A 12,464-nucleotide genomic window follows, 5' to 3' on the forward strand; every position below is an offset into this window, starting at 1 on the left:
GGTGCTGACGGTCCTGAAAATCTCGACGACCTCGACGGTCCCCGCGGTCCCGGCGGCCGGCGCCGGTGTCACGGGCCGTACCGCTCCTCCCGCCCTCACCGCTGGTCCCCCGCCCGCAGTTCGGTGGCGATCTGGCGCCGGCCGGAGACGGCCGCCTCCAGGACCACCCCGAGGCAGACCACCAGCGCCAGGCCCGCCGTGGGCAGCAGCACCGGCAGCAGGACGGGGGTCAGCACGTCGCCGACGTCGGCGCCGACCAGCGCCGACAGGTCGAAGGCCGACCCGAGCAGTCCGACCGCCGCCAGCGCGACCAGCCCGCCGCCGACGGCCGCAACCAGGGCCTGCGGCAGCGTCTCGGTGATGATCAGCGCCAGCCCCTGCCGGGGCCGCAGGCCCATGGTGCGCAGTCGGGCCAGCAGGGCCGTGCGCTCGGGGGCGGCCCGGACCAGTGTCAGCAGGACGGCCAGCAGGGCGAACCCGGCGCCGGCGGCACCCGAGTACCAGAACAGACGTTCCGCGGAGCGCTGCAGCGGGTCGGCGGCGAGCGCGGCGGCCACTTCGTGGCTGCTGCGGACCGTGTACCCGGGGGGCAGCCCGTCGCTGCCCTTGCCGGCGGCCACGGCCTCGTCCCGGATCAGCTTGGCGAGGCCCGTGGCGGTCGTCAGGCCCCGGTCCAGGAGCAGGTTCCTGACCTGGCCGGCGTCGACGTCGCCGGCGGAGAGCCACTTGTTCGTCCGCTTGAGCTCCGGAAGGCGCTCGGAGGCGGGCCCGACCGGCACCACCATGAACGGCTTGCCGGGGTCCGGCAGGGCGGGGGTGCCGGTGACGATCCCGGCGACGGTGGTGCGCAGTTGGCCCCCGTTGGGCGTGCGCAGCCGGGGCGGGCCGCCGGCCAGTCGCTTGGACAGGCCACTGCTGAACAGTGCCGGCACCGGGGTGTCCGGGCCGCCGGGGGTACCGGCGAGCACCGCCGGGTCGAACTCGCCCACCCCGGAGGTCCGGGCGATCTCGGCGTAGGCCTTCGGCTCGGCCACCACGAGGATGGCCGAGGTGGAGTCGCCGTCGGCGCCGATGAAGAAGGCCCCGGGCTCGACCCACACCCCGGTCGCGGCCCGTACGCCGGGCAGTTCGGCGGCGGCCGTGGTGAACGCCTCCGGCAGGGTCGCGTAGACCGGCAGGGAGACGGAGGCGTCACCGCCGGTGGCGATCCGGCCGGCGCGCAGCCGGACGCTGTCCACGGTGTCGAGCACGGTGGCGCCGAAGCCGGTCGTGGTGACGGCGATCACCAGGGCGAGCAGCGGCAGCGCGGAGGGCCGGCGGCGGCCCGAGCTGTCGCGGGCGGCGCGGGCCAGGCCGAGGAAGCCGATCAGGCCGCGGCCGCGCCCGGCGAGGGCGGCCAGCCAGCCGACCACCAGCGGCTGGATCCGGGCCAGCAGCAGACCGCCGGTGAGGGCGAGCATCAGCGGGGCGGCCACCAGCAGCGGGTCCAGGCCGTTGCCGGGGGCGACGCCGCGGCGGCGGACCTCGGCCACGGCCGCGGCGGTGACGGCCAGGACGGCGAGTTCGCCGACGAGTCGGCGCCAGCCGGCCACGGCCTTCGGCGGGGACAGCAGTACGGCGGCGCGCGCCGGGAAGGCCAGCACGGCGATCAGGGTGACCGCCAGGGCGGTGAGCAGGGCGTTGCCCCACCGGGGGGTGGGCAGCAGCACCAGGGCGAGGGCCGTTCCGAGCAGGGCGGAGGGCAGCACGGTCGCCGCGCCCTCGCCGAGCAGGCGCAGCAGGATGCCGCCGCGCGAGCCGCCGCGGGCCTGGAGCAGCCGGAGTTCGGCGGTGCGCCGGTCGGCGGTGAGGGCCGCCGCGAGGCACAGCACCACGACGGCCACCCCCGCTACTCCGGCCGGTCCGATCGCGGCCAGCGGGGCCGCGGCGTCGTAGCGGGCGGTGGCCCGGGTGAAGACGTCGGGCAGGAGCGAGGTGACGTGCAGGTCCGGGCGCTTGGTCACGTCGGCGAGGGTGGTGGCGCCGCGCCCGACCAGGTAGGAGCCGACGGTGGCGCGGGTCTCGGCCAGCTGGTCGGCACGCAGGGCGCCGGAGTCGACGGGCAGCCGCCAGAAGTTCACGCCGCCGTTGCCCCAGAGGATCAGCTGGTGCAGGCCGCTGTCGCCGACGAAACCGGTGGTCGCCCAGTGGAGTTCCGTGCCCTGGCCCTCCAGGCAGGCGCGGGCGGGACAGCCGATGTCGTCCCAGGTCGGGTCGGTGGGGTTGTTGACGCGGTAGAAGCCGACCACGGTGGACCGGTTGCCGCCGGTCAGGTCGCTGCCGTTGTCGACGACGTCACCGAGCTTGACGCCGATGGTCTCGGCGGCCGTCTGGCTGATGATCATCGGCAGGGGTGCGCCCTCGGCCGCGGGGCCCGGCCAGACGCCGTCGGTGAGGGTGACGAGCTCCTTGAGCCCGTGCAGGTACAGCAGGCCGAGCACCGGCGGATGGTCGGAGAGACGGGCGTAGCCCTCGTTGAACATCTTGCGCGGGGACTTGGCCCGGCTGCCGTAGAGCTGGCTGGTCTCGGTGAGCGGCAGGTTCCGGCCGATCTCCGCGGTCAGCTTCTGCTGCACGTCGTCGAGGGCGGAGGCCGGGTCGCTCAGGTTCGGCTCGGAGGTGGCTTGCAGGCTGGTCGCGTTGACGCCCTTCTGGTGCACGAAGTCCCGCAGGGCGCTGTCCGCGCCCCGGTCGACGACGCGGGGGAAGGCCGCCGCCATGAACACGGTGACGAAGGCGAGCGCCGCCATCAGCAGGGTGGCCAGCGGCGTCGCGCGCAGCCGGGTGCGGACCCAGGGCGCGGGGCCGTGGGCGGGCGCGGGCGAAGGGGTGGGCACGGGGGTGCCGGCCTTGGTGGTCACATCTCCTCCACGTGGCGCAGCCGGGCGGCCACGTCTCGACGGCGGCGTCCGATCAGGAAGGCCGACAACAGGGGAACGACGGCGATCGCGGCCGTGAGCAGCAGGGCCTGGCCGAACGGCAGCTCGATCAGCGCCCCGGGCGTCGGTCGGCGGGCGGCGGGCGTCAGCACGACGAACGGCACGATCAGGTGGACGAGCAGCGTGCCGAGGCCGAGCCCGACGGCCCCGCCGAGGGCGACCAGGAGCGCCTGTTCGGCGGCCATGGTGCGGGTCACCTGCTTGCGGCGGGCGCCCAGGGCGAGCAGCAGCGCGGAGTCCCGGGAGCGTTCGCGGGCGGAGGCGGCCACGGCGGCGCCGAAGCCGATCGCGGCGAGCACCCCGGTGACGACCGCGATGACCATGAGTGCGCTCTGCGGGGCGGCGCCGACCGGGTCGCTGAGGAGGGCCTCGGAGGCCTCCTCGTAGAGCTGGACGTCCTGGGTGCCGGGGGCGGCGCGCAGGGCGGCGGCGGCCTCGGCGGGGGTCCGGTCGCCGGGGCCGGTGGCGGGCAGCCACCACTCGGCGCGGTTGGGCAGTTCGCTGCCCTGGGCGGCCATCAGCCGGGCCGTGGTGGCGAGGTCGACCATGAGCGCGTCGGGGCCGGCCGTCGGCAGGGCGTCGACCGTCGCGGCGACCTTGACCGGCAGGACGGTCCCGGCGAACGGCACCTTGAGGGTGTCGCCGACGGAGGCGCCGACGAGCTTCAGGTAGTCGCGGGTGGCGACGCCGGACAGGGTGTCCGGCACGCTCGTCCCGGCCGGCCGCAGGACGGCGCGGAGCAGCTCGCCGCCCATGCCGTTGGCGAAGCGGTAGCGGATGGAGAACAGGCGGTCGGCACCGGCCGGTTCGGACCCGAGGGTGGCGGCCGGCCCGGCTACCACGTCCCCGGTCGCCCGGACGGCGGGCACCGCCGCCGTCCAGCCGAAGCCGGCCGGCACCTGGACGGCGGTCGCGGGGCCGTCGGCGCTGTCGGAGGCGGACAGCCGGCGGACGGTCAGCTCACCGTCGGACCGGTCGCCGAAGGAGACGATCACGCCGACCACGGTCAGCGGCGCGGCGGCCGAGCCGAGCGGGGCGTCGACCAGCGTGGTCAGCGAGGCCGAGACCTTGGCGTCGCCGGTCAGCGGGAGCGTGCCGAACGCGACCTTGTGGATCACGCCGAAGCGGTCGCGCACCAGCAGCCTGGCCTCCGGGTGGACCGCCGGAAGGCTGGAGCCGTTGGGCAGCTTCACCGCCTGCTCCGGCTGCTGGACGGTCACCTCGGCGTCGATCCGCAGCGGGTGGCCTGGCAGTTCGAGGCCGGCCTGCGGGCCGGTGGGGGCGGGCTGGGCGAGCGACCCGAACACGTCCTCGCGGGTGCGCCCGCCGAGCAGGTCGGGGCGGACCGGGACGCGCTCGGCGAAGGCGGCGGTGTCCGCGGCGAGCAGTTGCCCCTTGCCGTTGGGCAGAGACTGCTCCTCGCGCACCACCGGGACGAGCCGGTCGCCACCGGGCAGCGCGCCGTAGCGGCCGCCCTGGCCCATCAGGGCGTTGTGGGAGGCGGAGATCCGCAGGCCGCCGAGCGTGTTGAAGGCGGCCTGGTCACGCTGGGAGGCGGTCCAGGTGGCGTGCTGGCCGAGCGCCAGCACGCCGGTGGCCACGGCCATCACGAGCAGCAGCACGGGGCCGGTGGCGCGGGCGGGCCGACGGGCCAGCTGCCAGCCGACCAGGGCCGGGCCGAGGCCGCGGCCGCGGGCGGCCACGTGGGCGCCGAGCCGGGCGGCGAGCGGCAGCAGGCGCAGCACCACCAGGGTGCCGGCGCAGAGCGCCAGGGTCGGGGTGGCGACCAGCAGCAGGTCCACGCCGAGCCGGCCGGAGGAGTCGGTGGACAGCCCGCCGCCGTACTGGCTGAGCTGCTGGTAGGCGAGCACGGCCAGGGCGAGCACGGCGAGGTCGCCGCCGTTGCGCGCGATGCCGGAGACCAGGGCCTGGCGGCGGCCGGAGCGGCTGCGCAGGGCGGCTCCGGCGCCGCGCAGGAGGCTGGGCAGGCTGGCCAGCAGGACGCAGGCGAAGGCGCAGAGCACGGCGATCGGCCAGAGCGACCAGCTGACGCCGGTGTCCAGGGGCACCTGGTGGTCGGTTCCGAAGCCGGCCAGGGCGCGGACCAGGAACGGGGTCAGCAGGGGGGCCAGCAGCGCGGCGGGCAGGGCGAGCAGCAGCGACTCCGTCGCGGTGAAGACGCCGAGCCGGGCGCCGGAGGCGCCGCGGGCGGCGAGCAGCTCGTTCTCGGCCGTCTGCCGGGTCGCGATCAGGTTGACCACCAGCAGCAGCGCCGCGACGGCGAGCACGGTCAGCTGGAGGGCGCCGATCAGCAGGGTGGTCCGGGCGACCATCATGCTGGAGGACAACTCGCGCATGACGTCGGGCAGTTCGGTCCGCGAACTGATGCTGGCACGGGACTGCAGGTCGTCGGCGAGGCTCTGGGAGCGGTTGCCCATGGCCTCCGCCGCGGAGCGGCCGATGCCCGCGAAGTCGGCGTCGAGCAGCCAGCTGCGGCTGCTCTGCACCAACCCGCCGGTGGTGAAGGCGCTCTGGTCGACCAGCATCGGGCCGAAGGTGGTGAAGCCGCCGACCTCGACCTCGTGGCCACCGACCGGGTCGATGCGCCAGTACGCGTCGGTCGGGTCGACGGCCCGGTAGACGCCGGTGACGCGGACGGTCAGCGACTTGCCGTCGAGGCGGTCCGCCATCTGCACGTCGGCGGGCAGGGCCTGGTCGGTGAGGCCGAGCCGGGCCAGCATGGCCTGCGGGACGGCGACCTGCGGGGCGGCGGTCTGGACCGGGCCGGAGGCCGCGGCGGGCCACGCGCCGGCGAGCAGGCGGGTCCGGTCGCGGTCGAGGTCGGCGAGGACCGTCAGATCGGGCTGGGCGCCGGGGCCGAGACCCGCGGTCACGGGGGCGCCGCCGCCCGGCAGGCCGTAGGAGCGGCTGCGCAGCAGACTGTCGGTGTGCACGGGCAGGTCTCCGAAGAGCCTGCCGCGGTAAGCGGCGAGCTCCGCCTCGTCCTTCGCACGCTGGTCGAGCCCGTGTTCGGCCGTCACCACGACCGTGGTCCGGGCGTGGCCTGCCCCCTGGAGCGCCTGCCGCAAGCCGGCCTCGCCCACACTGCGGTTGAATGCCACCAGCGCGGTCAGCACGGCCGTGGTGATCAGCACTGCGAGCAGCACGGCGGCAGCCAGCGGCAGTCGCCCGCGCAGTCGGCGCACGACGAAGCCGAGCATCAAGTTCCTCCCCGGTCTTTACGTCCCCAGGTTGCGTCCCAGCCCGGTCCATCGATCCGATTTGGTCACAACTCGGCTACGAATAGACACACTTAGGACACATCAACGCAATGATCACCGGCATTTGATCACCGGATAGCGGACGACTCTGTCAGATTCGATCCAGGAACGGAAGGGACTTGCGCTAACAAGTAAGTAATGAGCAAATTCCTTGCATTGGCAGCTCCCGCGCTCCGGGCGCCCGCCAGAATGCCATGGACATTTCACAATTCAGGCTCCACGGCACACCTTTGGGAACGCCGACCCGCACCCCGGAAATCGCCGCCCGAAACCGTGAACCCGTGGCGCCGCCCGTCCGTAGACACTGGGTAGACACACACAGGGGGAAGCCTCAATGACGCAGCCTCAGGCCACCGCCACCACCGACACCCCGATGGTGGCCGTGACCGACCTCCGGCGCAGCTTCGGCACCGGCGAGCGGACCGTGCACGCGCTGCGCGGCGTCTCCTTCACCGTCGGCCGCGGTGAACTCGCCGCGCTCAAGGGCCGCTCCGGCTCCGGCAAGACCACCCTGCTCAACCTGGTCGGCGGCCTGGATGCCCCGACCGCCGGCAGCATCGCCCTGGACGGCACCGACCTCGCCAAGCTGGACGAGGACGGCCGGCTCGCCCTGCGGCGGGAGCGGATCGGCTTCGTCTTCCAGTCCTTCGGGCTGATCCCGATGCTCACCGCCGCCGAGAACGTCGGCGTGCCGATGCGGCTGCGCAAGGTCTCCGCCGCCGAACGCGAGGAGCGCGCGCACACCCTGCTGGCCCTCGTCGGCCTCGCCGGCCAGGCCAACCAGCGGCCCGGCGAACTCTCCGGCGGCCAGCAGCAGCGCGTCGCCATCGCCCGCGCGCTGGCCAACGAGCCCGGCCTGATCATCGCCGACGAGCCGACCGGCCAGCTGGACTCGGAGACCGGCCGCTCGATCATGCAGCTGCTGCGCGCCGTCGTCCGCAGCGAGGGCGTCACCGTGGTGGTCGCCACCCACGACCCGACCCTGATGGAGCTCGCCGACCGGGTGATCGAGCTGCGTGACGGGCGGATCGTCGAGGAGGAGACGGCGAAGGCGACCGCGTAGGGGTGGCCTGGGTGCACCAGGGTGCACCCAGCCGCACCGGCCTGCCCGGTCGGGCGGGCCGGCGCGCGCCCGGGGTGCGTTCAGGGCGCCTTGAGCACCGTCTCGCAGGCTCGGCACCGCCGGGTGCGCTGGGACGGCGGGTACCACGGTTCGCCGGGCCCGGCCGGACGGTAGGGCTCCAGTTCGAGGTCCGCCGTGTCGAGGCCGCAGCACGTCACCGGCCCCGGCTCCTCCGGCGCGTCCGGATCCGGCGCCGCCGCGTGCACCCAGCGGATCCGCGCGCCCACGTCGACCTCGCCCGCGTCCAGCACCTCCGTGGACGGCTCCAGCTCGACCAGCACGACCACTCCGCTCATACCTCGACCCTGCGCCCCTGCGGCGGCTCGCGCATCCGGTGGGGCTCCCTCCCGGTCGGGCCCCCGGGCGAGTGATCGACCGAACGTGGTGGAACACCTCCGCGCCGTCCCCGTACACGCCCTCGACGTCCCGCGCCAGCCAGTCCCAGAAGGTGGCGATCCGGGCCCGGCGGAAGGGCCCGCGGTGGAAGGCCGAGGTATTCGAGGGTGTGAATCCGTTGACGAACCAGTGTGACAGTACGTCGTTTTCGGCGAATCGGTGCAGGTTCCGGACCAGTTCGGGCCCGGCGGCCGATTGTCAGTGGTATCGGCTACGGTCCCCGACATCCGAGAAGAACTCGATTCCGAGGAGGGCCGGATGGCGATCCACCGTCGTATTCACGCTGCATTTCCCGTTCGCGCCGTCGTCCGCGTTCGCACGGCCATCCGCGTTCACGCCGTCGTCCGGGGGCTGGGCCGGAAAACGCGGATGTGGTGGCCGGCGCCGCCGACCACCACATCCGTTCACGCGTACCTCAGGCCCCCGAGGGCTCGCCGGCCGGTCCCGCCGGCCGGCCGCTCAGCCCCGTCAGGCCGTTCAGCCCCGTCAGGCCGCCGGGAAGATCGCCGCGTCCGGCTTCAGCAGCTGGCCCGGCTTCGGCGCGGTGCCGTCCACCAGGTAGCGGGTGACCAGCGCGTTCAGCGCCTGGCTGCGGCCGACGGCGCAGTGCTCGATCGCGTCCACGCTGACCAGCACGGCGTTGCCCAGCTGCTGCTGCATCCGCTGGGCGAACTTGTACTGGGTGGCCGGGTCGTAGAGGTTGCCGATCACCATGACGGTGTTCGAGGTCTTCTTGTTCCACGGGCCGCTGAAGCGCTCGGCGTCCCGGGCCGGGGCCGGCCAGCTCGCGCAGGCGGGCGCGTCGAAGGCCTGGTAGCGGCCGAAGGTCGGCGACTCCTTCTCCCAGGCCTTGGCGACGTTCGGGAAGACCCGGTCGTTCGACGGGTACGGCTTGTCCTGGCAGTTGACGCCCATGTAGGAGTCGTCGGCGGTGTACTCGGAGTCGACCGGGGCCTCACGCAGCGCCCGCGGGGCGTTCACCGCGAGGATGTTGGCGTCGTCGTCCGAGACGGTCGCCTTCGGCGCCATCAGGGTGTTCGCGGCCGGCTTCCGGACCAGCTGGTACGTCGCCTGCAGCGACTTCGCCAGCGGCGCCAGCTTGGCCTGCGAGTACAGCGCGCTGGCCACCTCGCTGGTGAAGGTGCTCAGCGTCACCTGGGAGCCGTTGGGCAGGGTGACCGGGCTGGTCCGCAGGTGGTCGCGGAGCTGGTCGAACTTGGCCCGGGTGTCGCCCTCGCCGAAGGCGCAGCGCGGGGCGCCGGCGGCCTGGCAGCGCTTGAGGAACTCGTCCAGGGCCAGCTCGAAGCCGCCCGCCCGCTGACGGTCGTACTCCAGGCCGTCGTGCAGGCGCAGGTTCGGGTCGACGTTTCCGTCGACGATGATCGTGCGCACCTTGTTCGGGTACATCCCGGCGTAGGTCGCGCCGATCAGGGTGCCGTAGGAGAACCCGGCGAAGTTGAGCTGCGAGTCGCCGACGGCGCGACGCATCCGGTCGAGGTCGCGGACCACGTTGATGGTCGACATGTGCTCGATCAGCGGGCCGGCGTTCTTGCTGCACGCGTCGGTGTAGTCCTGGTCCGCGTCCAGCGTCTCGTTGATCTCGGACTTGGTGACCGGCACGCCGACCATGCGGCCGTTGACCGCGTCGGCGTCCTCCTGGGTCTTGAAGCACTTGAGCGGGTTGCTCCGGGCCACGCCGCGGGGGTCGAAGCCGACCAGGTCGAAGCGCGACTGCACCTCGGTACCGAAGCGGGTGGTGGTCGCCCACAGGTAGCCGCTACCACCCGGGCCGCCCGGGTTGAGGAACAGCGAGCCGATCCGCTTGGACGGGTCGCTCGCCCGCCGGCGCATCATGGCGATGCCGATCTTCTCACCCGACGGGTTGTCATAGTCCAGCGGAACCGGGTACACGGCACAGTCGTAGATACCTGGGTCCGGCTTGCTGGGGTCGGGGTTACACGGGGTCCAGTTGACAGCGGCGACCTTCGCCTCGGCCGCCGCACCCGGCGCCAGGTCCATCGGCGCTGCCGATGCCGCGACAGCACTACCGGTGACGAGGGCGAGGGCGCAGGTGACCGCTCCGGCCAGCGTGGATATACGGGACAAGGAACCTCCTCAGTACTGAAAGGGCGGCCCCAGCCTGTCAGTCTGAGATCTCCATGTGAAGACCTGGAAGCAGCGTAAATGTTTCGATGCCGTCCACTTTGCGACCGGATTATTCTGTGAATAAACCAACTTGACGGTTGATTGATCTGATGGTTCGTCATCATGGAACCCGGGCACGCGGGCGCCCGCAGCACCACTCGACGGCCGGAGCGCCGCTCGGCGACCGGCAGAGCCCCCGCGCTCACACCCACCCGCCGCCGGCGCCCGGCCGCCCCGCACGCCCGGCCGCCCCACGCGGCGCGGCCACCTTCGGACGCCGGACATCGAACGCCGGACGGTCGACTTGACCGGGAAACTGATGAGGCGCCATATTACTTTCATGACGCAACACCCAGACGCCGGCAGCGGCGCCCCCACCCTCGACCAGGCACGCCGCCAGATCGCCCGCTACGGCCTCACGGCCGACCCGCAGGCGATCCTGGTCGCGGCCCGGCTGATGGCGGCGGGCGCCCGGATCGGCCAGGCCGGGGAGGTGCACTTCGCCCGGTTCGGACTTTCCACCGGCCGCTACCGACTGCTGGCCGATCTGGAGGACCACGGCGGCGAGAAGTCGCCCTCCCAGCTCGCGGCAAGCCTCGGCGTCTCGCGGGCGACCGTGACCGGCCTGGTGGACGGACTGGAGCGGGAGGGCCTGGTGGTCCGCCGCCCGTCCGCCGACGACGGCCGCGCCAACGTGGTGGTCCTCACCGCGCGCGGCGCGCAGCGACTGCGCGATCTGGCGCCCGAGCACTTCGCCCGGATGCAGGCACTGGTCGGCGGGCTCTCGATCGAGGAGCGCGCGACCTTCCTCGACCTCCTGGCCAGGGTGGTCGAGGGCGCAGACGCGCTGACCGCGGACTGACCCGGTCGACAACGGCGGGCCGCGCAAGGCGGCCCGCCACTTCACGACCCAATAGTTAGGCACCTAAGCACTAATAGTTAGCCACCTAATCACTTAACCCCCAGCACCTCCGCAGGAGAAGCCCATGAGCAAGAAAGCACCCGGCGCACCACCCCCCTTCACCCTGTGGCGGGAGGTCCTCGTCGCCTACGCGATGCCCGCCGTGATGGCCGGCATCGGCGGGGCCGTCACGCACCAACCGCAACTGATGATCGCCGCGGCCACCACGATCGGCGGCACCTCGGCCGTCGTCGCCACCCTGGTCGGCTCCGCCCTGCGACGCCGGCCCGACCGCTCCCCGGGCGGCCGGGCACCGCGCGCCCTGCTGGCCCCCGCACTCGGCCTGGCCGCCGCGGCCGTCGCACTCGCCGTCGGCCTCGCGGCCGCGCACTGGCTGCCGCAGATCCCCGGGCTCGCCACCAGCCCCTGGCCCGGCCGCCTTCCGGTCGATCTACCGGTCTCGTCAGCGATCGCGGCCACCGTGATCACCTGGCGCTGGCGCGGCAGCCGCCCGGCCCGATCCCCGCAGCACCGACTCTCCACCCGACCGGAAGGACAGACCTCATGATCGTCGTCATGGGCGCCGGAGGCGCCACCGGCGGCGCCACCCTGCGCAGCCTCGCCGCCCTCGGTGCACCGAGCCGCGCACTCAGCCGCGACCCCGCCCGCCTCGCGGCCGGCCTCGACGACCGGACCCTCGCGCTGACCGAGACGCTCGCGGCCGACGCCGCCGACCCCGGCTCGCTGCGCGCGGCCTTCCGCGGCGCGCACCAGCTCTTCCTCACCATGGCCAACGGCCCGCGCCAGGTCCAGCACGAGCTGGCCGCGATCGACGCGGCGGTCGAGAACGGTGTGGAGCACATCGTCAAGATCTCCGCACCCGCGGCCGAACCCGACTCCCCCGTGGCCGTCTCGCGCGGCCACCATCTGGTCGAGGAGCGCCTGCGCGTGTCCGGCATCACCGCGACGGTGCTGCGGCCGTACGCGTTCATGCAGAAACTGCTGCTGCTGGCGCCCGGCATCGCCGCCGCCGGGGTGGTGCACGGCGCCCTGGGCCAGGCCCGCTGCAACTACGTCGACGCCCGGGACATCGGCGACGCCGCGGCCGAGGTGCTCACCCGACCGGAGCTCGCCGGCGGAACGTACCCGCTCACCGGGGGCCGGGCGTACAGCTACCCGGAGCTCACCGGGCTGCTCGGCGAGCTGCTCGGGCGCCCGGTCCGCTACCTCGACCTGCCCCCGGCCGGGCTGCACGCCCATCTGGTCGAGCGGGCCGGGATGCCGCCCTGGCTGGCCTCCCACGTGGTGGAGATCCAGCAGCTCGCGGTGGTCCGCCGGGAGGCGCCCGACGACACCTTCGCCCACCTGACCGGGCGCGCCCCGCGCACCCTGGAGGCGTTCCTCCAGGAGCACCTGCACCGCTTCCGCTGACCGCTCCGACACCGTCCGGGCGCCATCCGGGTCTCTCTCCGGCGCCTCTCGGACACCGCTCCGACACCATGGCGGGCCCGGCGACCGGGCCGGAACCGGGCCGGGAAGCCGGGCCCGCCACCCGAAGGGAGCAGCATTCGCTGTGGCATGGATCACGATCGGAAATTCGTCCTGACGATCCGTCAATTCGACTGACATCCAGTCACATG

At 73.6% G+C, this 12,464-nt stretch carries 8 protein-coding genes; 4 read left to right on the plus strand and 4 right to left on the minus strand.

Translation table 11 applies throughout. From position 1 onward, the window contains the following. Positions 1–95: 95 nt before the first annotated feature. The gene (locus ABT015_RS22805) at positions 96–2,900 is read right to left on the minus strand and encodes a hypothetical protein (protein WP_350881859.1); all 2,805 of its coding nucleotides are present in this window, start codon (positions 2,898–2,900) and stop codon (positions 96–98) included. Further along, complete coding sequence (locus ABT015_RS22810; RefSeq protein ID WP_350881861.1) at positions 2,897–6,199, minus strand: FtsX-like permease family protein; 3,303 nt, start codon at positions 6,197–6,199, stop codon at positions 2,897–2,899. The genes ABT015_RS22805 and ABT015_RS22810 overlap by 4 nt, the downstream gene beginning before the upstream one ends. 394 nt (positions 6,200–6,593) lie before the next feature. On the opposite strand from ABT015_RS22810, the gene ABT015_RS22815 reads away from it, so the two are divergent. Continuing rightward, positions 6,594–7,322 (plus strand): ABC transporter ATP-binding protein, encoded by a 729-nt coding sequence (locus ABT015_RS22815; RefSeq protein ID WP_350881863.1) that lies wholly within the window; start codon positions 6,594–6,596, stop codon positions 7,320–7,322. 80 nt (positions 7,323–7,402) lie between these two features. Here ABT015_RS22815 and ABT015_RS22820 read toward each other — a convergent pair whose 3' ends face one another. Both ABT015_RS22820 and ABT015_RS22825 read right to left on the minus strand, forming a co-directional pair. Further along, entirely contained in the window at positions 7,403–7,678 is a 276-nt protein-coding gene (locus ABT015_RS22820) for a hypothetical protein (RefSeq protein WP_350881865.1), read from the minus strand. Positions 7,679–8,264: 586 nt separating this feature from the next. Further along, a complete protein-coding gene (locus tag ABT015_RS22825) occupies positions 8,265–9,884 on the minus strand; it encodes an alpha/beta hydrolase (protein ID WP_350881867.1) in 1,620 nt (539 codons plus the stop codon). Positions 9,885–10,263: 379 nt separating this feature from the next. On the opposite strand from ABT015_RS22825, the gene ABT015_RS22830 reads away from it, so the two are divergent. The 3 genes from ABT015_RS22830 to ABT015_RS22840 all read left to right on the plus strand — a co-directional run bounded on the left by ABT015_RS22830 (position 10,264) and on the right by ABT015_RS22840 (position 12,255). Then, positions 10,264–10,785, plus strand: coding sequence for a MarR family winged helix-turn-helix transcriptional regulator (locus tag ABT015_RS22830; RefSeq protein ID WP_350881869.1), 522 nt, complete (start codon positions 10,264–10,266; stop codon positions 10,783–10,785). Positions 10,786–10,909: 124 nt separating this feature from the next. Then, the gene (locus ABT015_RS22835; RefSeq protein ID WP_350881871.1) at positions 10,910–11,392 is read left to right on the plus strand and encodes a hypothetical protein; all 483 of its coding nucleotides are present in this window, start codon (positions 10,910–10,912) and stop codon (positions 11,390–11,392) included. Further along, positions 11,389–12,255 carry an NmrA family NAD(P)-binding protein gene (locus tag ABT015_RS22840; protein ID WP_350881873.1) on the plus strand — a complete coding sequence of 289 codons (867 nt, stop codon included), beginning with the start codon at positions 11,389–11,391 and terminating at the stop codon, positions 12,253–12,255. The genes ABT015_RS22835 and ABT015_RS22840 overlap by 4 nt, the downstream gene beginning before the upstream one ends. Positions 12,256–12,464: the final 209 nt, after the last annotated feature.

It is taken from the genome of Kitasatospora sp. NPDC094016, from assembly GCF_040304045.1.
Taxonomy (GTDB): domain Bacteria; phylum Actinomycetota; class Actinomycetes; order Streptomycetales; family Streptomycetaceae; genus Kitasatospora.

Bases quoted from the DNA above. Each gene is read 5' to 3' on its own strand.
- ABT015_RS22810 (WP_350881861.1), bottom strand. From the start codon at position 6,199: ATGCTCGGCTTCGTCGTGCGCCGACTGCGCGGGCGACTGCCGCTGGCT.
- ABT015_RS22815 (WP_350881863.1), top strand. From the start codon at position 6,594: ATGACGCAGCCTCAGGCCACCGCCACCACCGACACCCCGATGGTGGCC.
- ABT015_RS22820 (WP_350881865.1), bottom strand. From the start codon at position 7,678: ATGAGCGGAGTGGTCGTGCTGGTCGAGCTGGAGCCGTCCACGGAGGTG.
- ABT015_RS22830 (WP_350881869.1), top strand. From the start codon at position 10,264: ATGACGCAACACCCAGACGCCGGCAGCGGCGCCCCCACCCTCGACCAG.
- ABT015_RS22835 (WP_350881871.1), top strand. From the start codon at position 10,910: ATGAGCAAGAAAGCACCCGGCGCACCACCCCCCTTCACCCTGTGGCGG.
- ABT015_RS22840 (WP_350881873.1), top strand. From the start codon at position 11,389: ATGATCGTCGTCATGGGCGCCGGAGGCGCCACCGGCGGCGCCACCCTG.